Annotated in this window: 13 protein-coding genes; 8 read left to right on the top strand and 5 right to left on the bottom strand. The window is 51.0% G+C overall.

What is annotated here, in order from left to right; all coding sequences use genetic code 11:
• Positions 1-162 precede the first annotated feature (162 nt).
• Positions 163-1,815 (bottom strand): AMP-binding protein, encoded by a 1,653-nt coding sequence (locus EYB58_RS02645; protein WP_111955433.1) that lies wholly within the window; start codon positions 1,813-1,815, stop codon positions 163-165.
• Positions 1,816-1,999: 184 nt separating this feature from the next.
• A complete protein-coding gene (locus tag EYB58_RS02640) occupies positions 2,000-2,569 on the bottom strand; it encodes a cupin domain-containing protein (RefSeq protein WP_111955497.1) in 570 nt (189 codons plus the stop codon).
• Positions 2,570-2,969: 400 nt separating this feature from the next.
• Between EYB58_RS02640 and EYB58_RS02635 the strand changes: the two genes are divergently transcribed.
• The 5 genes from EYB58_RS02635 (at position 2,970) to EYB58_RS02615 (ending at position 13,614) form a co-directional block, all read left to right on the top strand.
• Positions 2,970-5,063 (top strand): ATP-binding protein, encoded by a 2,094-nt coding sequence (locus tag EYB58_RS02635; RefSeq protein WP_111955495.1) that lies wholly within the window; start codon positions 2,970-2,972, stop codon positions 5,061-5,063.
• A gap of 171 nt (positions 5,064-5,234) precedes the next feature.
• On the top strand, positions 5,235-6,404 hold the full coding sequence (locus tag EYB58_RS02630; protein WP_111955431.1) for an efflux RND transporter periplasmic adaptor subunit: 1,170 nt from the start codon (positions 5,235-5,237) through the stop codon (positions 6,402-6,404).
• Entirely contained in the window at positions 6,404-9,544 is a 3,141-nt protein-coding gene (locus EYB58_RS02625; protein ID WP_111955429.1) for an efflux RND transporter permease subunit, read from the top strand. The genes EYB58_RS02630 and EYB58_RS02625 overlap by 1 nt, the downstream gene beginning before the upstream one ends.
• A 5-nt stretch (positions 9,545-9,549) precedes the next feature.
• Positions 9,550-10,968: an efflux transporter outer membrane subunit gene (locus tag EYB58_RS02620; protein ID WP_111955427.1), complete on the top strand. Its 1,419-nt coding sequence runs from the start codon at positions 9,550-9,552 to the stop codon at positions 10,966-10,968.
• Between the two features lie 51 nt (positions 10,969-11,019).
• Positions 11,020-13,614: a helix-turn-helix domain-containing protein gene (locus EYB58_RS02615; protein WP_111955425.1), complete on the top strand. Its 2,595-nt coding sequence runs from the start codon at positions 11,020-11,022 to the stop codon at positions 13,612-13,614.
• Positions 13,615-13,684: 70 nt separating this feature from the next.
• Here the strand turns inward: EYB58_RS02615 and EYB58_RS02610 are convergent, their stop codons facing one another.
• Positions 13,685-14,023: a hypothetical protein gene (locus tag EYB58_RS02610; protein WP_111955423.1), complete on the bottom strand. Its 339-nt coding sequence runs from the start codon at positions 14,021-14,023 to the stop codon at positions 13,685-13,687.
• A gap of 437 nt (positions 14,024-14,460) precedes the next feature.
• Between EYB58_RS02610 and EYB58_RS02605 the strand changes: the two genes are divergently transcribed.
• The 3 genes from EYB58_RS02605 to EYB58_RS02595 are packed head-to-tail and all read left to right on the top strand — an operon-like array spanning position 14,461 to position 19,120.
• Positions 14,461-16,233, top strand: coding sequence for an N-acetylglutaminylglutamine amidotransferase (locus tag EYB58_RS02605; protein WP_111955421.1), 1,773 nt, complete (start codon positions 14,461-14,463; stop codon positions 16,231-16,233).
• 18 nt (positions 16,234-16,251) lie between these two features.
• A complete protein-coding gene (gene ngg, locus EYB58_RS02600; RefSeq protein ID WP_111955419.1) occupies positions 16,252-17,988 on the top strand; it encodes an N-acetylglutaminylglutamine synthetase in 1,737 nt (578 codons plus the stop codon).
• Between the two features lie 4 nt (positions 17,989-17,992).
• The gene (locus EYB58_RS02595; RefSeq protein WP_111955417.1) at positions 17,993-19,120 is read left to right on the top strand and encodes an osmoprotectant NAGGN system M42 family peptidase; all 1,128 of its coding nucleotides are present in this window, start codon (positions 17,993-17,995) and stop codon (positions 19,118-19,120) included.
• A gap of 77 nt (positions 19,121-19,197) precedes the next feature.
• On the opposite strand, the gene EYB58_RS02590 is transcribed toward EYB58_RS02595, so the two are convergent.
• Positions 19,198-20,532, bottom strand: coding sequence for an L-lactate MFS transporter (locus EYB58_RS02590; protein WP_111955415.1), 1,335 nt, complete (start codon positions 20,530-20,532; stop codon positions 19,198-19,200).
• 176 nt (positions 20,533-20,708) lie between these two features.
• Positions 20,709-21,668 carry a YitT family protein gene (locus EYB58_RS02585; protein ID WP_111955413.1) on the bottom strand — a complete coding sequence of 320 codons (960 nt, stop codon included), beginning with the start codon at positions 21,666-21,668 and terminating at the stop codon, positions 20,709-20,711.
• Between the last annotated feature and the right edge of the window lie 141 nt (positions 21,669-21,809).

Genomic DNA, 21,809 nt, shown 5'->3' with positions numbered 1-21,809 from the left:
TGCCTGCATCTTGACAATACTTGCGGACATGCGGGCGGGACGCCCGCGCTCCCGGATATAACAAAATGGGTAAGTTATTTACTCCGTGGTCCTAAATATCCCGCGGGTTAAAATTCTGATCCAATGCCGAAGCTGGTAAAAAATACCATTTATGTCAGGTGCCTAACGTCTTTCCGGCCAAATATCTTCCGACATCTCCGTTAATTTGTATTTCTGAATCTTGCCCGAGGCCGTCATGGGATATTGATCAATAAAATGGACATACCTGGGGATTTTGTATCGGCTTATTTTTCCCCGGCAGAAGTCGCTGATATCGCTGGGCTCAATATTTGTTCCTTCTTTCAGAATCACAAAGGCACCAACCTCTTCACCGTATTTCTCGCTGGGTACCGCAGCTACCTGGACATCCCGGATTTCATCCATGCGGTATAAAAACTCCTCGATCTCCCTGGGATAGATATTTTCCCCGCCCCGGATGATCATGTCCTTGTGCCGGCCTGTGATGGACAGGTTGCCTGCTTCGTCCATGACCCCGAGATCGCCCGAATGCAGCCAGCCGTCCTTGTCAATGGTCTGGGCTGTGGCTTCGGGGTTGTTGTAGTATCCTTTCATGACGTTATACCCCCTGCAGCACACTTCACCTTGTTTGCCCGGGGGCAGTTCTTTTCCTGTGCCAAGGTCAATGACTTTGACTTCAAGGTGAGGCAGAGCTCCCCCCACGGTCTTTACCCGCACCCGGATGTCGTCGTGGATCCGGGTTTGGGTCAAGACCGGAGAACCCTCGGTCAGACCGTAGCAGATGGTGATTTCGGTCATGTTCATTTTGTCAATAACCTGCTCCATGACATGAATGGGGCAGTTGGAGCCTGCCATGATACCGGTGCGAAGGGATGAAAAATCAAATTTGTTGAAAAGGGCATGTTCCAGCACGGCAATGAACATGGTGGGCACCCCGTAAAGGGCGGTGCACTTTTCCTGCTCCACCGAGGCCATGATTAAAAGGGGGTCAAATCCTTCCAGGATCACCATGCAGGTGCCGTGGTTTACGGCTGCAAGTACCCCAAGCACGCATCCAAAGCAATGGAACAAGGGCACGGGAAGGCAGACCCGGTCATCCGGGCCAAAGTTCTGATTGGCACCGATCCAGTACCCGTTGTTGCCGATATTGTAATGGGTGAGCATAACGCCTTTGGGGAAGCCTGTGGTCCCCGACGTATATTGCATGTTCACCACATCATGGGGACCCAGACTGTCCTGGCGAGCCTGATACTCATCGTCGGAAATCATTACGGACAAGGCCCGGATTTCAGGGATGGTATACATGCCCCTGTGTTTTTCAGGGCCAAGGAAGGCCACCCGTTTAAGATGGGGGAATTTGGGGGATTTCAGGTGGCCGCGCTGACAGGTTTTCAGCTCCGGCACCAGCTCGTATATAGTGGATATGTAATCCGTGTCCTGATATCCGTCGATGAGAAAGAGGTTTTCACATTCAGATTGGGTGAGCAGGTATTCAAGTTCAGCTGTTTTATAGTTTGTATTCACCGTGAGCAGCACAGCCCCGATTTTAGCCGTGGCAAACTGCAAGATAACCCAGTACGGTATATTTGTGGCCCAGATTCCTACCTTTTCCCCTTTCTTAACGCCCAGGGCCATCAAACCCTTGGCTGTTTCATCTACATAGGTGGCAAACTGGCTGTATGTTAGGCGAAAATTTCTGTCCACATACACAACGGCCGGGTTGTCCGGATATTTTTCAACTGTTCTGTCAAGGATTTGGCCTAAAGTCAGGGATTGCAATGGCAAAGTTTCGTCCATATGATGCTCTATTCCTCTTTGGCTTGGGGTTGCTGGGGGCCGGACCCGGGATCCTTATCCAGGATACCTATAGGCACGGCCATGGCTGTTTTTTGTCTAAAAGTCCCAATAAGTTACTGAATTACTTTCATGCTTTGTTGGGGGTTGAGCCTCGGTCTTGATAAACCAAGTCAGCCCATGGCTGTTATTCCGGAACATAAACCACGGCGTGAATTTCAGCCTTTTCTTTTCCGATACAGGAGACATAATGGGGAACCACCGAGTTGTAGTAGATGGAGTCGCCGGGTTTTAGTTCATAGGTTTTATTGCCGTAAATCACCTCCACAAGACCTGAAACAACAACAATAAACTCTTCGCCTTCATGGGAAGACAATGTCTTTTTCTTTGCGGATTCAGGCAAGATTTCAACAAAAAACGGCTCCATGTGCCGGTCTGACTTTCCTTTGCCCAGGGCATAGAAATTTAAAGTAGGGGCTTTGTTGGTACTGTCAAGAACGGAAAAACCGCCTTCTCGTTCCGCCTTGCGGACAATATAGGGGTCACTGCTGTCCTGGTCATCCAGAAAGGTGCCTAAACGCACACCCAGGGCCCGGGCAATTTTCATTAGAGGCCCCAGGGGGGGATAGGCGTCTTCTTCAAGCATGGTTTTGATAAATTGGGGGTCAAGGCCGGCTGCCTCGGACAAGGCCTGGATATCCATGTCCCGTTTCTCCATGAATGATAAAATCCGCTGGTTAACTTTTCCTGTTTGCATCCATCCTCCCAGATTATAGTTTATAAAAAATATATTGATATAATATATCATAAATTCTTTGTCAAAAAATTCATTCCTTGATCCGGGATACTTGGATAAAAATCATAAAGTGCCGTCGTCAATTTCGTATGTCCGGCGAATTTTATCATGAGCTGCATCCGTGTATATTAGACATTATACCGATTTTTCATAACATACTGATTTTACTGAGAAGTCTGTTTTTGAAAATATAATAAAATCAAATACTTAGCATGAATCGGTATAATGTCTATTATTAAATCATATTTTTCTGGAGAAAGAAGTGTTTTTTTAGTTTATAACGATTCGATTGAATTTCACGCGCTGATCTGTAAATATATAAAAACCGGATGCAAGGTTTCGACTCATGGAAAGATTGAAAATGGAAACTGCAAAAGAAAAAGAACTGTATAGCGATAAGATTCTGGATGCCTATGTGGCCCTGATTCAGGAAAAATATCCTGAAATTGAAATCGAAGACCTCATGGACGAGGCCGGGATCGAAAATTACAGTAAAACCGGTGATAACGCCATAGGGCTCAGCCAGGCACACCTCAACCGGTTTCATCAGCGCTTGTGCATACTTACCGACAATATGGAAATCGCCCGGGAGGCCGGCCGATATGCAGTAAAGCCCCAATGCCTGGGATGGATTCGCAGCCTGCTGTTACCTTTTGTCCGGGTCAGGCGGGCCTGTGTGATGATGGGAAACTATGCCGGGGGCCTGACCCCATTTTCGCGTTATACCACCCGATATATAGGGAAAAATAAAATTGAGATTGTGGTCATACCCAATGAAGGGACCAAAGAAGAACCCTTCCAGTGCGAGATTCGCCAGGGATATTTCCAGGGACTTGCAGATGTTTTTCTCCATAATGATCTGACCGTGCACCATCCGGAATGTATGTTCAAAGGGGGCAAGGTCTGCCGGTATGAGCTCGTCTGGCGGGATTCGGTTTTTCCCCTACTTGTTGTGCTTTCCTGGCTTGCCGGTGCTGCTGCAATCGTCATATCCATTGCGTTGTGGATAACGCCTTTTGCTGTTGTGCCCAAAAGCTTGTGGCTGATGTGCCCGGCCTTCTTGTTTTTGGGTCTGGGGTGGGCCGCCCAGATGGTGAAATCAAAGGCGCTTGCAAGGTCTTTACGCGGTATACATAACGATAGAGAAGAGATACTCAATCAGTTTGGGGTCAATGCCGAAAATTCAAAGGTAATTGTCGAAATTGGACAGGTCCTGGGGATTGAAGATCCTGATGCTTGTTCCTTTGAACGGGCTGCGAATATCGTCGGGAAAAACCTTCGGTATGACCGTGTGATGATCATGATCGCCGATGATGAGAAAACGTCTCTGTCTTATCGCGGCGGATATGGTTTTACTGAGATTGAAAAGGTGCATATCGCCAATTATAGCATCTCCCTTGAGGGGGCATCCGAAGGGGTGTTTTATGAGTCCTTCAGGTATAACAAGCCCATGCTTGTGAACGATATCGCGTGGCTTAAGCGCAAATATCCCCAGAGTCGGGAACTAACGGACCGTATCAAACCCCGTTCTTTTATTATCAGCCCTATTGAAGTGGACGGTGCGCCCATCGGCATCATGATTGCCGGCAATACGGTTACCCTCAGAAAACTGGACAGCAATGACATCCATTTGGTCATGGGTGTGGCCCAGCAGATCAGCGGTGTCTACAGAAGGCAGAAGTGTGAAAAGCAGCAGGGTGAGTTTAAACGTCAGATCGTGCAGCTTCAAAAAATGGAGGCCCTTGGCGTTCTGGCCGGCGGCATTGCCCATGATTTTAATAATATTTTGTCCCCCATCCTTGGGTATACGGATCTTTGTCTGTCAATGTGCCCCGAAGATGAGAAGATGCTCAAATATCTTCGTCGGGTGAAAAACGCATCCATCAGGGCCCAGGACCTGGTGGCCCAGATTCTGGCATTTAGCCGTCAGGGGGAAAAGGAGTATATCCGTTGCCACCCCGGTCCCATCATCAAGGAGAGCTTAAAGCTGCTGAGAGCTTCTGTTCCCAAAAACATAAAGATTGAAACGTTTATCAGAACGGATCTTGCTCCTGTTATGGCAGATCCCACCCAGATTCATCAAATTGTCATGAATCTTTGCACCAATGCCCATCATGCCATGATGGACAATGGTGGGCTTCTTACGGTTCGTCTGGATGAAATTCAAGTTCAAGAAAGTCCCCTGGAAGAGACGCGCCGGATACTGCCGGGCACTTATATCCATTTGCAAGTGCTGGATACGGGACACGGGATGAGCCGTGCCGTCATGGACAATATATTTGAGCCCTATTTTACAACAAAGAGAAAAGGGCGGGGCACGGGTATGGGGCTTCCCATTATCAAGGGGATTGTGGCCCGGCTCAAGGGCTATATATTTGTGGACAGTACTGAAGGAGAAGGCAGTTGCTTTGATATTTACCTACCCCAGGCCGCTGAAAATAAATTCATACGATAATAATTGCGAATAGTACTGCGCGGCAATAAGAATTTAAGGACCGCAGGTGTTCAGGTAAAAAAATCAAATCAATCTTTTCGCAGGTCCCAGGACGAAAAATGGTTTAAAATTCAGGGGTAATAGTATAGTAATAATAGCTAAACATTAACGCATGGATTCGTGTGGGAAAAAATGAAAACTAAATTTAGCGTTGTACTGCTGGTATTCGTATTGCTGGTTTGGACACCGGCCTGTAAAGAAGCCGAACAGAAAACAGCCAAGGCCATTCCGCCTGTCAGTGTGAGCGTGTATAAAACACTTGCCGAGGATGTCCCCATTTACCACACTTTCGTGGGTCAGATTTACGGTGCCAAGGACATTGCCATAAGGGCCCGGGTGGAAGGTTTTTTAAAAGGGGTTCATTTCAAGGAGGGTTCGCCTGTTAAGTCCGACGATCTGCTTTACACCATTGAAAGCCAGACCTTTGAGGCCCAGGTTGCTTCAATGAAGGGGCTTCTTGCAGAGGCCAACACAAAGATGGTCAAGGCTAAGCGCGATTTGGACCGATATCGCCCCCTGGCAAAGATGAATGCCGTATCCCAAAGTGATCTCGACGGGGCCGTGGCTGCCTATGATGCCGCAAAAGCAGGCGTGACCGCAGCCCAGGCCAATGTCCGGGCAGTTCAGATCCAGATGGGATATACTAAGGTATATTCTCCCATTAACGGCATCATTGGAAAAACAAAAGCCAAGGTCGGGGATTTTGTGGGCCGTGATCCCAACCCGGTCATTTTAAATACCGTTTCCAACACCAATTCGGTTTTAGCCGAATTTTTTTTAACAGAATCCCAATACCTGGGGGCGGCTCGTCATATGAAGGCCTCAGAGCAGGAAGGCATGGAAAGGGAAAACGCTTTCAAAGCTGATATTCAGTTGATTCTGGCCGACGGTTCTGTTTATCCTTACAAAGGAAAGCCAAATTTTTTGGACCGACAGATTGATCCCACCACCGGTGCGATTCTGATGCAGGTTTCCTTTCCCAATCCGGATGGCCTGTTGCGCCCCGGGCAATTCGCCAAGATCAAGGCCATGATAGACAGCGTTAAGGGTGGAGTTCTTGTTCCCCAGCGTTGCATCACAGACCTGCAGGGCCTTAAAAAGGTGTTCGTGGTGGGTGACGGAGGCATCGTTAAGGAGCAGGATGTTTCCCTTGGACCGGATATTGATAATTTTGTTCTGGTTAAAACAGGCCTTTCAGGTGGTGAGTCCATTGTGTACGAAGGCTTGCAAAAAGTTGCCGACGGGACCAAGGTGACGGCCAAAGCGGTGACGGTGGACCGTATAGCACAGGAAGAAAGCTAATGGGTGCTTTTTTTGTCCGGCGACCCATTGTCGCCATGGTTATTGCGATTGTCACGGTAATCCTGGGTGTTTTGTCTGTGTTGCAGCTGCCCATGGAGCAGTATCCCAATATTACTCCGCCCATTGTGCAGGTGCGTGCCAGCTACACCGGTGCCAACGCAACCAATGTGGAAGCCTCTGTGGCCACTCCGCTTGAGCAGCAAATCAACGGCGTGGACAACATGCTCTACATGAAGTCGGTGAACGCCAATGACGGCACCATGACTATTAACGTCTCCTTTGAAATCGGCACCGACCCGGACATGAATACCGTATTTGTGCAGAACCGGGTGTCGGCCGCTACGGCCAAACTGCCCGAGGAGGTCAAGCGTTTAGGGGTATCCACGGAAAAATCCCTGCCCAACATCCTGATGCTGGTGGCTCTCACCGACCCGTCCAACAAATATGATCAGACTTTTTTGAACAACTATGCCCTGATCAATATCAAAGATTCCCTGGCGCGGTTGAAGGGGATCGGCCGGGTGGATGTTCTGGGCGGATCAGACTACTCCATGCGCATCTGGATCAAGCCTGACCGTCTGGCCCAACTCGACATGACCGTGCCTGAAATCACCAATGCCATCAAAGCCCAGAACATCATTGTGCCGGGGGGGAAGTTCGGGGCGGAACCCGCACCTGACGGGACCGAATTTACCTATACGGTGCGGCTGCCCGACCGGCTGGCTTCCAAGGAGGCCTTTGGCGATATCGTAATCCGCACCACAGATACCGGAGCCCAGGTCAAAATCAGGGACGTGGCCCGGGTGGAACTGGGCGTGGAGTCCTACAATGTGTTCTCTCGCATGGACGGTAAACCCTGTTCCATTCTTGCCCTGTACCAGGCGCCGGGGTCCAATGCAGTGAATCTGGCTGATGAGATCAGGTCGGTGATGGCCCAGGTGTCCAAATCCTTTCCCAAGGGCATGCGGTATGACGTGTCTTTGGATGCCACGCTTCCCATCACCAAGGGCATTGACGAAATCATTGAGACACTATTGATTGCTCTGGCCCTGGTTATTTTTGTTGTTTTTATTTTTATCCAGGACTGGCGGGCCACCCTGATCCCCACCATTGCCATTCCAGTCTCCTTGCTTGGAGCCTTTGTTGCGTTTCCGCTGTTGGGGTTCACGGTGAATAACCTGTCTTTGCTGGGGCTTGTGCTGGCCATTGGCATTGTGGTGGATGATGCCATTGTGGTGGTGGAGGCGGTCCAGGTCAATATTGCCAAGGGCATGGAACCCAAGCCTGCCACGGTTGAAGCCATGGGTGAGGTTACCGCACCCATTGTGGCTACCACCCTGGTTCTTGTGGCGGTGTTTTTGCCCGTATCGGCCATGGGCGGAATTACCGGACGGCTTTACCAGCAGTTTGCCCTGACCATTGTGGTATCGGTGCTCTTTTCCTCCATCAATGCATTGTCTTTAAGCCCGGCCCTTTGCGGGCTCTTGCTTAAATCCCCCAAACCCTACCGGGGACCTTTGGGCCTGTTTTTTTCAATGTTTAACAACGCCTTTGACGCCTCCACGAATGTATATACCAAAATTACCCGAATCGTGGTTCGCAAGGCATTGTTCGGTGTTCTTCTGATTATTGCGGTGTGCTGCGCTACCGGTATCGTGGGAAAACTTCTGCCCGGCGGGTTTATCCCCTCCGAGGACATGGGCTATTTCATGGTCAATGTGCAGCTGCCCGATGCCGCATCCCTCCAGCGCTCGGATGTTGTGACCCGGCAGGTGGAAAAGATTCTTGCCAAACACCCGGAAGTGGAACATGTGACCAATGCCACGGGTTTTTCCATGCTCTCATCTTCCATGGGACCCAATTACGGGTTTTTGTTTGTTTCGCTCAAGGATTGGGATGAGCGGGAGAAAACCGTTGATGATCTGGTCAACGAATTGAACAAACAGTTTTATTTCGGGGTTAACCAGGCCCAGGTGTTTGCCTTTGCCCCGCCGGCCATCCCCGGACTTGGAACGGGCTCCGGGTTCACCTTTATGCTCCAGGATCGCGTGGGCAATACCCCGGCTTATTTAGGGCACCAGGCCACCCAGTTCATAGCGGCAGCCAAAAAACGGCCGGAAATCGGATCCATTCGGACCACCTTCAGCCCCAACGTGCCCCAGAAGCTTATCGAGGTGGACCGGGACAAAGCATTAAAGGCCGGCATCAATCTCAATGACATCTATACCGCCATCGGTACATTCCTGGGCGGTGCCTATGTCAACGATTTTAACCGGTTTGGACGTCTTTACCGGGCCTATATCCAGGCGGAACCCGAGTATCGGCTTAACGCCAAAAAACTGGGCCAGTTCTTTGTGAAAAATAAAGCGGGAAAAAGCGTACCCATGTCTGCGTTTATCAAGGTCAAAGAGGTGTACGGTCCCGATTATACCAACCGGTTTAACCTCATGCGGGCCGCAGAAATATCCGGAAGCCCTGCCCGGGGATACACATCGAGCCAGGCCATGGCGGCTTTGGAAGCGGTGGCCGCCGAAGTGCTCCCCGATGATATGACTTACGCCTGGAGCGACATGTCCTACCAGGAAAAGGCCGCGTCCGGCACCGGGTCTGTGGTTTTTATCTTTTCTCTGGTTTTTGTGTTCCTGATTCTGGCTGCCCAGTATGAAAGCTGGTCCCTTCCCTTCAGCATCCTTTTGGGGACGCCCTTTGCCCTGTTCGGTGCCATGGGCTTTTTGTACCTGGCACGGTTTTTTGATTTAACTTACGAAAATAACGTATTTGCCCAGATCTCCCTGGTGTTGCTCATTGGTATGGCTGCCAAAAATGCCATTCTAATTGTGGAGTTTGCCAATATCAAATTCCACGAGGGGATGAGTCTGTTTGATGCGGCCATTGAGTCGGCAAAAATACGATTCCGCCCGATTCTTATGACGGCATTTTCCTTTATCCTGGGTATTTTCCCGCTGGTGGTGGCCACGGGCTCAGGCGCCTTATCCCGTAAAGTCATGGGTGTGGCACTTTTGGGCGGCATGTGCCTGGCCACGCTGCTTGGGGTATTTTTCTATCCTATGCTGTTTGTGTTTATCGGCAAGCTGTGCCGGTATGAAAAAAAACGAGATTTAGCTAATAAGAAAGCTTAAAAATTATGGTTACGAACAGATTGTCGTCCCTTCCCGCATTGTTTATCCTCCTGGTCCTTTTGTCGGGATTCGGCCTGTCCGGATGTCTTACCCTGGGGCCTGATTTTGAATCCCCTGTGGTGGATGTCCCGGCGGCGTACCGGTTTGCCCCGGCCGATGCCGGCAGTGATCAGGATTTAAAGTGGTGGGAGCTGTTCAAAGATCCGGTGCTTTATGAGCTTGTGACCACAGCCCTTGAAAACAACCAGGATCTGAAAACGGCATTAAGCCGGATTGAAGAGGCCAGATTCACCTACGGGATGACCCGGGCCGACCAGTACCCGGCCATCAATCTTGGGGCCGGCGGTTATGTGGGTAACTATTCGGGAACCCGGTCCATATTCACCAACAATAATTATTATGTGGCCCCCAACCTGTCATGGGAACTTGATTTTTGGGGAAAATTTAAGCGGTCCACGGCTGCGGCTCAGGCCGATATTTTGGCATCGGCCTACGGTGCATGGGCGGTGCGCACCACGCTCATTGCCGATGTGGTGTCTGCCTATTACCAGCTTCTGGACTACCGCCAGCGCCTGGAGATGTCCAAAGAAACCCTTACCTCCCGGCAGGACGGCCTTGATATTATTACCAAACGGTTTGATAAGGGGATCATCCCGAAAATTGATGTGAACCAGGCCCAGATTCAGCTGGAAGTGGCCGCTGGCGCCATCCCTACCTATGAACGCCTTATCTCTAAAACCGAGCACCAGTTGAAACTGCTTATGGGCCGGCTACCCGGGGGGATTCGAACGGGTATTTCCCTGGATAAACAGCTCTTGCCCCCCATGATCCCTGTGGGCATGCCGGCATCCCTTCTGCAGCGCCGTCCTGAAATCAAAAGAGCCCTGGCCCTTGTGCATGCCGCCAACGAAAAAATCGGTGTGGCCGTGGCCCAGCGGTTTCCGGCCATCAGTTTGACCGGTGCCTTGGGGCTTGCCTCTTCCGAAGTGTCCAACATCACCAATCATGGCGGGATCTGGAATGTAAGTGGCGGCCTTTTAGGCCCCTTGTTTGATTTTAATAAAAGCAAACTCAGGGTAGAGGTGGCCAAGGAACAGACCCGTCAGGCACTGTTCAACTACCAGGAAGTGGTGCTTACCGCCTTTAAGGAGGTGGAGGATGCTTTAGTGGAAGTGGATACCTACAGAAGGGAAAGTGACGCGTCCCAACGCAAGGTGGATGCGGCTGAAAATGCGTATAAGCTTTCTTTTGAAAGGTATGACAAGGGGGTTAGCTCCTATCTTGAAGTACTGGATTCCCAACGCACCCTGTTTTCAGCCCAGCTTGAGTATTCCCAAAACCGGCAGCTTTATTTCAACGCCTATGTCAAACTTTATAAAGCCCTTGGCGGGGGCTGGCTTTCCAAAAGGACTGATGCTGGATAACCTTTGGGGGCAGTGGACAGGATGTGAATTTTTTTGTTATAAGGCAGGTCTATGGACAATACGAAATCCACATTACCTTCCTTTGAAGGAAACAAAAAAATCCAGGCTGCCCGTGCCTTTGTCGGGGAAACCCTGTGTAATATCTATCTGACCGGCAGGGCCGGCACCGGTAAAACCACATTCCTGAAATCTTTACAGGAGTTCTGCCCCAAGCAGTTTATTGTCGCGGCGCCCACGGGCGTTGCCGCCGTAAATGCCGGGGGCGTGACCCTGCACTCCTTTTTTCAGATTCCGTTGGGGCCTTTTTTGCCCGGACAAAGTGATCGTCCCCAGGACAACCGGCGGTTTTTCAGATTCTCAAAGGTAAAAAAGCAAATCATCAACGGCCTTGATCTGCTGGTGATTGATGAGATATCCATGGTCCGGGCGGATCTGCTGGACGCCCTGGATGCGGTATTGCGGCGGCTGCGCCGGGATGATCGGCCCTTTGGCGGGGTTCAACTGCTGCTCATCGGGGACCTGTTCCAACTGCCGCCGGTGACCAAACCCGATGAATGGAACCTTTTGTCCAATTATTATGCGTCTCCCTATTTTTTTTCAAGCCAGGCCTTAAGCCGTTCTGATCTGGTGACAATCGAGCTTGAGACCGTTTATCGTCAAAGCGATCCGGATTTTATCCGTCTGCTCAATGCCGTACGTGAAAACCGCATGGACAGTCACTGTACCGATGTCCTTAACCGGCAGGTAATGCCCGATCCCCCGGACCAGGGCTACATCACCTTGACCACGCACAATCGAAAAGCCGAATCCATTAATAATTTGAAACTTGCCCGGCTTGGGGAAACAGCACACACCCTGGCTGCAAAAGTGACCGGAGATTTTCCGTCCCATGCCTTTCCCACGGGCGAACAGCTCACCCTTAAACCCGGTGCCCAGGTGATGTTTTTGCGCAATGACGCCTCCCCTGATAAAGCCTATTTCAACGGCACCATCGGGCAGGTCACTCATGTGGGAATCGAAACCGTGACCGTCGCCTGCCGGGGCAGTGCCGGACGGGCGGCCGGGGAAAGCACGTCAGATCTGAAGGATGGCCCCGTTGTGGAGGTCAAGCCGGTGGACTGGGAAAATGTCACATACAAGGTGAACGAGGAGGAGAAAACCATCCGGCAGGAAGTGGTGGGGACATTCAAGCAGTTTCCGTTAAAACTTGCCTGGGCGGTCACCATTCACAAAAGCCAGGGCTTAACCTTTGAACGAGCCATCGTGGATGCCAAAGACGCCTTTGCCCACGGGCAGGTATATGTGGCCTTGAGTCGCTGTACAGGCCTTGACGGGTTGGTGCTCACCGCCCCTGTGCCTTCCTGCGCCCTGGGCACCGATCCGGTGGTGGTGGAGTTCATGAACCGTATGGCCCCCCCGGACCAGGACCTTGCAGCAATTTTCAGATCTGCCCGGGCCGCCTGCCAGCAGACCCTGTTACTTAAATGTTTTGATTGCTCAAATTTCAGGCGATTATTTTTTTATTTTTTGCGCCTGGCAAGGGATAACCGCAATGTGCTGCGCATCCCGGGGCTTGGTGAACCGGCGGAGTTGGAATCCCAGGTCCGGGACCAGGTGTTCCAGGTGAGTGATAAATTTCAGATTCAACTGAAAGGATTAATGGCACAGGACCCTTTGCCGGAAACAAGTCCCGTTATCCAGGCGCGGGTGCAAAAGGCCAGTGCCTGGTTCGGCAAAACCCTGGATCAGGTGTTTGGCCGTCTGCTTGAAAAAGGGGCTGTGGACACCGATAATGCGGCCCTGGCCAAACAGGTGCAAAATGCCCTGGATAATTTAAAGCGGGAGGTTCGTGTTAAACGGGCCGGCATTTTATCCTGTAAAGACGGATTTTCCACAACCGCTTACCTTCGGGCCGTGTCAGCCCAAGCCATGGCAGATGCGCCGGGGAATCAGTCTAAGAGGGGTTCGAGTTCATCCACCACGGATTACACCGAACTGGATATCGCCCACCCTGACATGTTCCAGACCTTAAAGGCATGGCGGACCCGGACCGCAGCCGCCCAAAATGTAAAGGCGTTCCAGGTGGCCCACCAGAAAGTTCTGGTTCAGATCGCAGTCTGCCTGCCCCGGTCGGAAAAAAGCCTGAAAGCCTTGAAAGGGGTGGGCCCTGCCACAGTGGAAAGCTATGGCAAGGAGCTGCTGGCCATGGTGGACACGTACTGCAATGAAAAAAAGATCCCGGGCGATGAAGCCCCTGAGCCGCGTCCTGCAGAACAGGCCGCAAAGAAAGATGCAAGCACCGGCCGTGACAAAGCCCCGGGCACGGATAAGGCCACACCCCAAGCCAACACCCGGGACATCAGCCTGATGCTGTTTAAAGACGGTCTGTCCGTGGACAAGATTGCCGAAGAACGGGGCCTGGCTCCGACCACCATCCAGGGGCACTTATGCTCGTTCATTGCCAAAGGTGAACTGGCTGTAGACCAGCTGGTGAAGGATAAAGAAAAACAATCTGCCATCGCGGCAGTCGTGTCTACTGACAAAAATTTGACCCAGATGAAAGACGAGCTGGGTGACGATTATTCCTACGGTGAAATTCGGGCCGTCGTGGCTCACCTTCAGCATCTTGAATCCGGGAACGGATAGGCTGTTTAGGACCGCAGATTAAATAATGAATTCACAGAAAAGAAGATCACATTTTTTTGGAACGTCTGCACTACGTCAAGTTCCTTTGAATCATTGGATTGCCGTTAATGCTTGGGGGATCAGGGACTTTTAATGTGTTTATGAACACCAACCCTTCTTCATCAACGCCGATGGCTATTTTAAAATCTTTTAAGTGCAAGGTGAAATAAACAAGAGACGTGTTGACCTTCACTTTTTTGGAGAGGGTGGGGTACTCTTTAATGGCCCTTAAGAGGTTCAGATTGAATCCTACCTGTTGTCCTTTAAGAAACCGTTCTTTGAAGTTGGGATCCAGCCAGAGTACATTTTGTAGTTCGTCGTAGACCATTTTGCGGGTCTTGAAATGTTTCGTGATAAAATAAAGTTGCATCTTATTATGCTCCACCGCTCAATCGTTTTTAAAGTATCCTGTCACTTATCACACTTTTCAGTTTATGTCATTTTAGTGGTGCGTTCGTGGTTTATATATATAGAATACATAGTATAATTTATACATATAAAATATGCTATATTTGTATTTGTTTATATTTTCAAATATATAAAAATAAATCAAATTGACTTTATAGTTAGAATACGATATAAAATAGACCGTGTTCTTTTTACAAACTTGGTTTCCCCTAAGGGCGCCCTGCCTTCTGCCCGGCAATACGGGACGGGGATATCAACATAATTCCAGTGATATTTTAGATGAAAGCTCCAATGGATTGTTCAATTACTTTCATGTTTTATTGTGAGGTGCGCCTGGGTGTGGATAGGCCCGGTCAGCCCATTTCTATTTTTAAATCTATCATGAACGGATGATTTTTTATGTGTGGTATTTGTGGTGAAATTGTGTTTGACGGTGCGGCCGCAAACAAGGAAACAATTGCAAGAATAAATAATAAAATGACCCGGCGAGGGCCGGAGCATGGGGCCATATACACAAAAGGGTCGATGGGATTTGGTCACCGGCGTTTGAAGATCATTGATCTTTCGGATGCCTCCAATCAGCCTTTTGTGGATGAAAAATTAGGTCTGGTTCTGGTGTTCAACGGGGCCATTTACAACTACAAAGCGCTTCGTGAACGCCTGATACAAGCCGGGTACAGGTTTTCATCCAAGGGGGATACGGAAACGATCCTTAAAGCCTATCACTGCTGGGGCGAAGCCTGTGTGGAAAAATTTAACGGCATGTTTGCATTTGTTATCTATGACCAGCGCAACGACACGGTTTTCATGGCCAGGGACCGGCTGGGCATTAAACCGTTGTATTACCATAAAACAGACCGGCGTCTTGTTTTTGCCTCCTCTCTGCCGGCCTTACTTGAAGCCGGTGGAATCAAAAAAGAGATTTCGTCAAGGGCATTACACTATTATATGCACTTTCATGCCGTGGTGCCGGCCCCTTATACCCTGATCCAAGGGGTGAACAAACTTGGACCCGGCGCCACCATGACAGTGAAACGTAACGGCGCTGCCGTGGAAAAGTCCTACTGGTCACTTGATTTCAGCCGGGACAGCCAAGAAGAACGCTATGACTTTGAAGATTGGAAACAGCTGTTGTCGGATACCTTGATGAAAGCTGTCAAACGCCGCCTGGTGGCGGATGTGCCTGTTGGGGTGCTGCTGTCCGGCGGACTTGATTCAAGCCTGATTGTCGGATTGCTGGCCCATGCGGGACAAGAAAATATTAAAACCTTTTCCATTGGGTTTGAAACTGTGGGCAAGGAAAAGGGCGATGAGTTTGAGTATTCCGATATTATTGCCCGGCATTTCGGCACCGACCACCACAAAATCCAGGCGGATGCCAGCCTGGTACTGCCCAATTTGCCCGACTGTGTCCAGGCGATGAGCGAACCCATGGTCTCCCATGACTGTATCGGCTTTTACCTTTTAAGCCAGGAGGTGGCCAAACACGTCAAAGTGGTTCAAAGCGGCCAGGGCGCAGACGAGATCTTTGGGGGCTATCATTGGTATCCACCCATGATGGACAGCCAAAATCCGGCGACTGATTACGCAAGCGTATTCTGCGACCGCTCCCACCAGGAATTTTGTGATAGTGTACATAAACGATTTCGGAATAAAGATTTCAGCCGTGAGTTTATTGAACAGCAGTTTGCCCTGCCCGGAGCCCATGCGGCTGTGGATAAGGCCCTGCGCATGGATGCCACCATCATGCTGGTGGATGACCCGGTCAAGCGGGTGGATAATATGACCATGGCCGCAAGTCTGGAGGCCCGGGTACCCTTTCTGGACCACGAACTGGTGGAGCTGGCCGCTAAGATTCCGCCCGAATTTAAAATCAGCCACGGGGGCAAGCATATCCTCAAAGAAGCCGCCAGGGATATCATCCCGTCCAAAGTCATAGACCGCCCCAAGGGATATTTCCCGGTACCGGCCCTGAAATACATCCGGGGCAAATATTATGATTTTATAAAAAATATTGTTAAAAGCCCGGCCTGCAAAAACCGGGAAATCATCCAGGACGTTTACATCGACTCTTTGCTGGCAGCGCCTGATACGCACATCACCCCGCTGCGGGGATCAAAGCTCTGGCAGGTGGCGCTTTTAGAATTCTGGTTGCAGGAACATCGGATTTAGGAACCCGGAGGATTACATATGAGCAAAAAGAGCCACAGGATAGAAAAAGGTTATGGCCAGTCTTTACGGAACTGGGAAAAGATGGAAAATCCAGCCACCAGCAGGATGCAGCCCAATGCCTTTGCTGAGATGGGGTGGGGGCGTCTCGTGTTCGGCCATACCTTTGAAAATAACAAACGCATCGTAGACGCCATGTGTTCCCATGGCCGGGACACAAGGGATATTGCCATGTATGTCATTGATCCCCATGTGCTCATTGCCATGGCCCCGGATAAATTGTTTTTGGACCCCTCCCACACCTTTCGTCTGTGGCACTATGACCACAGCTGTAAAAACACCGAAGACAGCCGGATACTCACCATTCAGCGTTTGTCCACCCGGCAGGAGGCCGACCAGGTAAATCAGATTTATGCCAAATGTCGTATGAAAGGAGCGGATCCTGATTTTCTTCTGGACCAGCGTGCCACAAAACTTCGTACCTACCTTGTGGCCAAGCCGGCTGACAGCGACCAGGTGGTGGGGACCATTACAGGGGTTGACCATGTCGCGGCGTTTAATGATCCTGAAAACGGATGCAGCCTGTGGTCCCTGGCTGTGGATCCCCAGGCCGGGGTCCCGGGGGTGGGCACATGTCTGGTGCGCCATCTGGCCGCCCACTATTTCACCAAGGGCCGGGCCTTTATTGATGCCAGCGTCATGCACGATAACCAGATCGCCATTCCGTTGTATGAAAAGCTGGGATTCCAGCGTGTGCCGGTGTTCTGTATCAAACGTAAAAATTCCATCAACCAGACCTTGTATGTGGCTGAGCACGACACTGTGCAGCAGATGAATCCCTATGCCAGGCTCATTGCCGATGAGGCAAAACAACGTGGTATTATCGTGGATGTCATTGATGAGGCATACGGCCTTTTTAATTTGAGCCTGGGCAGCCGTTCCATCACCTGCCGGGAATCCTTGTCTGAAATGACATCGGCTGTTGCCATGACTAAGTGCGATGACAAGCGGCTGACCCGCAACCTTGTCGCCCGGGCCGGCATTCGTACCCCGGAACAGATCCGGCATGAAGATATGGACACCTCCATAAGGTTTATGCAACAGCAGGGCAGGGTGGTAGTCAAACCGGCCAGGGGAGAGCAGGGCGCGGGGATCAGTGTGGATATCAGTGAGCCCGGGGAACTTGAAACGGCCATCGAAAGTGCCGGTGAGATCTGCTCGGACATTCTCCTTGAGACCTATGTCAAAGGGGAGGATCTAAGAATCATTGTGATCAACCATGAAGTTGTTGCCGCTGCCGTGAGAAAGCCGCCGGCCATTACCGGCACAGTCAGCCACACCATCCGCGAACTGATCGAAAAACATAATCGGCGGCGGATGGCGGCCACCGGCGGGGAAAGTTTTATCCCTGATGATGCAGAAACCCTGCGTTGCCTGAATAAAGAAGGACTGGATTATGAAACAGTCCTTGAAAACGGCCGTACTGTGGTGGTTCGCAAAACAGCCAATCTTCACACCGGCGGAACCATTCATGATGTGACCGATGAGATTTCGCCTGCCTTGAAACAGGCCGCCGTGACCGTAAGCCAGACGCTGGATATCCCGGTTACAGGTCTTGATTTCATGGTGCCCGATATCAGCTGCGACGATTACGCGTTTATTGAAGCCAACGAACGCCCGGGCCTTGCCAACCATGAACCCCAGCCCACGGCCCAGCGATTTATCGACTTTTTATTTCCAGAAACCGTAACGGAATAATGCTATGAAAATCAGTAATACCTACCTGTTGAATCAGTTGATATCCATGCTTCAGATCCCGAGTCCATCGGGGTATACCGACCAGATTGTCCACTATGTGTGCAATGAGCTTGATACCCTGGAGATCCCGTATAATGTAACCCGTCGCGGCGCTATCCGGGCCACACTGTCCGGCGAAGGCAGTACCCTGGATCGGGCCGTCTGTGCACACCTCGACACACTGGGGGCCATGATCAGTCGTTTGAAATCCAATGGCCGACTGGCCATCCGGCCCATTGGCACCTGGTCCAGCCGGTTTGCCGAAGGCGCGCGGGTGACTGTGTTCACCGAAGGCCGAAAATACAGAGGTCGGGTGCTGCCTTTGAAGGCTTCCGGCCATGTGTACGGGGATACCGTGGATACCCAGCCCGTCACATGGGATCAGATTGAGGTCCGGGTGGATGCCCGGTGCCACAACAAAGCTGACCTTGAATCCAAAGGTTTCTGCGCAGGTGATTTTATCGCCGTGGACCCTTTTCCTGAAATTGATGAACAGGAAGGCTTTATCAATGCCCGCCACCTGGACGACAAGGCCGGGGCCGCCGTGTTGTTATCCGCAGCCCGGACCATTTGTCGGTCCGGCATCAAACTGCCCGTGGACTGCCATCTATTGTTCACCATCAATGAGGAGGTGGGGGTAGGGGCCACGGAAGTCCTTTACAACGATATCACGGAAATGATTGTCATTGATTCGGCCATGACCGCACCCGGGCAGAATTCCACCGAGTATGATGCTACCCTGGTGATGATGGATCAATCCGGTCCCTTTGACTACCATCTGAACCGAAAACTTGCCGACCTATGCCGGGAAAACGACATATCATTTAATAAAGACCTGTTTGAATTTTACCGTTCGGATGCCGCCTCGGCCATTGAAGCCGGCAGCGACATCAGAACGGCGTTGGTGGGGTTTGGCGTGGATGCCTCCCACGGGTATGAACGAACGAATATCAGCAGTCTGAAACAGGTGGAAAACCTCATCCTTGCCTATATCCAGAGCAAGCCCACCTTTAACCGGGATAAAGATAAAATGGGTTCAATCACTGGATTTCCGCACCAGCCCACCCGTGATCCCATTAATATTGAGACCTGATTATGTTGTGCTGGCCCTAAATCTTTGTTATCTGATCGGTTTGGAAAATGTAGGGCCCGCTCCATATACCCGGATTTTCAGGGCAGAGAGATTCGTTCGCCAGAGGTTTTGTCCTGGGCCTTGAACGCAAAAGGCTTGTCCGACAGGGCCAGGGAAAAGAGGAACCCCACCGCTAAAAGGATGGCACCGCCGGCGTAGGTATAGACACCTGGGTTGGCGGGAAAACGGTCGCGGATGATGGCTGCAAGCTGTGGTCCGATGATGCCGCCGGCGGACCAGCCGGTGAGAATGACGCCATAGACCACAGGCATCTGAACTGGGCCGAAAACGTCCAGAACAAAGGCCGGCATGGCGCCGAATCCCCCCCCGTAGCAGAGGAGTACGTAGCAGACCAGAGCGCTGAAAATCCAGGGGGATTTGATAAAGATAAGCGCGATAAATATGGCAATCTGGCTGCCCACCAGAAGGCGGAAGGCCTGGGTGCGACCGACCCTGTCGGAAAGAGTGCCCCAGAAAAAACGGCCGACACCATTGAAGATGGAACTGATGGCGATGAGGGTCGCTCCTGCTGCAGCCAGGGCCGCAGTTAAAGCAGCCGGATCAGGATATTTGGCCGCATAGGTATCGCGAAGCAGGTTTTGTATCATGGGCGACTGAAATCCGATGAACATGATTCCCGCGGAAACATTACAGGTCAGAATCATCCACATCATGAAAAATTTGCCCGATAATATACACTGGCGGCCTGTTGGGGTTTTGCCGTTTATTCCCTGGCCCGGGGATTCATTGGCCGGTGGTGTATAACCCTCGGGAACAAAGTCTTCCGGAGGGTTGGTCAAGTTGTAGCCGGCGGGCAGGGTCAGAACAAGCATAACAATTCCGATCCAGAAAAAGACCTGTACGAGATTATTGTCAAAGGCCGTCATGAGAACAGGGGCAATAACCTTGGACATGACCAGGGCTCCAAAACCAAAGCCCATGACAACCATGCCGGTAACAAAACCCTTTTTGTCGGGAAACCATTTTGCTACCGTGGCTACCGGGGTGACGTAACCCAATCCGAGACCTGCACCGCCGATGACGCCGTAGCCGATATAGAGCAGACTCAGGCTGTGGATCTTTAGCGCCAGGGCTGCGACCAGATATCCGGCTCCGAAAATAAGGCCACCGGCCATAGCCAGTTTTCGAGGCCCTGATTTTGAGAGGTTCATGCCGCCCCAGGCGGCAGCCAAGCCCAGACAGCAGATGGCCGTACTGAAGGTCCAGGCGACCTGGCTGTTGCTCCAGCCATAGGTGCTGACCAGGGGTTTTTGGAAGAAGCTCCAGGCGTAAACCGTGCCCAGGCAAACCTGAAGCAGGGTTCCAAAGATTGCGATTCTCCAGCGGTTAGGGCAATTAGAGACATCATTCATTTCAAATTTCCAATCTGTTGCCGTCTGGGTCCGCCCAAGGGTGTGTCAGAACCGGGCGGGTCTGTGGGCATTAAACGCCAAGGCTTCTGAATCTCATGGGTTGTAAGTAAATTTCGCCGTTTAATCAAGACATTTCAGATCCAGGGGCTTTCTTGGGGATAGCAAAACGTGCAGGACTATTGGTCTGCATTATGGTCTGACGCGATTGGCTTAGCTTGCTTTTTTTTCATGGTATACCCGCCCCAGGCCTGCTGGGATACCCCGACTACCATGAATGCATCGGGATCAATCCGGTTAATGATGAATTTTACATCATACACCCGGGAGCGCAGCACGGTGAGATATAAAAGGGTCCGCTCTTCTCCGGAATACCCGCCTTTGACCTGCCACATGGTCACGCTGCGTTTCACTTCGTTGATAATGGCATACCGCAGGGGCTCGGGGTTTTTGGTGATGATTAACAAGGTACGCATCTGACTGGCCCCTTCCATGGCAAAATCTGCGCTCATGCCTGCGATGAGAAGCGCCAGGAAGGCCAACAAAGACGTTTCCCAGCTGAATACAAATCCGGCAACGGCAATAATGATAACATCCACGTACAGGCCGGACTGGGACATGGGAAACCCGGTTTTATTGTAAATGATCCGGGCAATGATTGATGTGCCGCCGATGGTGCCGCCGAAACGGTAGATAATGCCCGTACCAATACCAACGAGCAGTCCGCAGTAAATGGTTGCCAACAGTTTGTTTTCAGTGATGGGAAATTGAGAGAACACCGTTGGCATGTGGACAATAAGATATTCTGTTGCACCGGAAAACACCACCACTGCCAGGGCGGAGTTGAACACAAACCGCCATCTACCCAGGGTGAAAAAGCCAAGGATGAACAATGGAATGTTTGCCGTAAAATAAAACAGACCCGGGGAAAATCCGGTCAGATGATTCACAATAATGCCCAATCCGGATACTCCGCCTGCCGCCAGGTTGTACGGCATTTGAAATAATACAAAGGCAAAGGCGTTGAGTGCCGCACCCAGGGTAATGGCCAGCTGTTGGTTTGAAATCCGCAGGATTTTATGCCAAGCCGGGGATTCAAGTTTTTGTTTAACCGCTTCTTTTAGTTTTTTTCGTGTCAAGCAGGACTCCTTTTTTTTGCCAATGGCCGGCAGCTTTAAGTGAATAGGCCCCGGTTTTGAATCGAACCCGTGGCTAAGGACCGCAGATTAAATAGCTTGAACGAAATAGCTTGCCTTTTGGCCCATCTCCTTCGTTGCATC

It is taken from the genome of Desulfobacter hydrogenophilus (assembly GCF_004319545.1).
Lineage (GTDB): Bacteria > Desulfobacterota > Desulfobacteria > Desulfobacterales > Desulfobacteraceae > Desulfobacter > Desulfobacter hydrogenophilus.
This window is presented reverse-complemented; position numbering and strand designations above follow the sequence as displayed.

Excerpts from the sequence above, each read along its gene's own strand:
- EYB58_RS02645 (WP_111955433.1), bottom strand. The coding sequence starts at position 1,815 with ATGGACGAAACTTTGCCATTGCAATCCCTGACTTTAGGCCAAATCCTT.
- EYB58_RS02640 (WP_111955497.1), bottom strand. The coding sequence starts at position 2,569 with ATGCAAACAGGAAAAGTTAACCAGCGGATTTTATCATTCATGGAGAAA.
- EYB58_RS02635 (WP_111955495.1), top strand. The coding sequence starts at position 2,970 with ATGGAAACTGCAAAAGAAAAAGAACTGTATAGCGATAAGATTCTGGAT.
- EYB58_RS02630 (WP_111955431.1), top strand. The coding sequence starts at position 5,235 with ATGAAAACTAAATTTAGCGTTGTACTGCTGGTATTCGTATTGCTGGTT.
- EYB58_RS02625 (WP_111955429.1), top strand. The coding sequence starts at position 6,404 with ATGGGTGCTTTTTTTGTCCGGCGACCCATTGTCGCCATGGTTATTGCG.
- EYB58_RS02620 (WP_111955427.1), top strand. The coding sequence starts at position 9,550 with ATGGTTACGAACAGATTGTCGTCCCTTCCCGCATTGTTTATCCTCCTG.
- EYB58_RS02615 (WP_111955425.1), top strand. The coding sequence starts at position 11,020 with ATGGACAATACGAAATCCACATTACCTTCCTTTGAAGGAAACAAAAAA.
- EYB58_RS02610 (WP_111955423.1), bottom strand. The coding sequence starts at position 14,023 with ATGCAACTTTATTTTATCACGAAACATTTCAAGACCCGCAAAATGGTC.
- EYB58_RS02605 (WP_111955421.1), top strand. The coding sequence starts at position 14,461 with ATGTGTGGTATTTGTGGTGAAATTGTGTTTGACGGTGCGGCCGCAAAC.
- ngg (WP_111955419.1), top strand. The coding sequence starts at position 16,252 with ATGAGCAAAAAGAGCCACAGGATAGAAAAAGGTTATGGCCAGTCTTTA.
- EYB58_RS02595 (WP_111955417.1), top strand. The coding sequence starts at position 17,993 with ATGAAAATCAGTAATACCTACCTGTTGAATCAGTTGATATCCATGCTT.
- EYB58_RS02590 (WP_111955415.1), bottom strand. The coding sequence starts at position 20,532 with ATGAATGATGTCTCTAATTGCCCTAACCGCTGGAGAATCGCAATCTTT.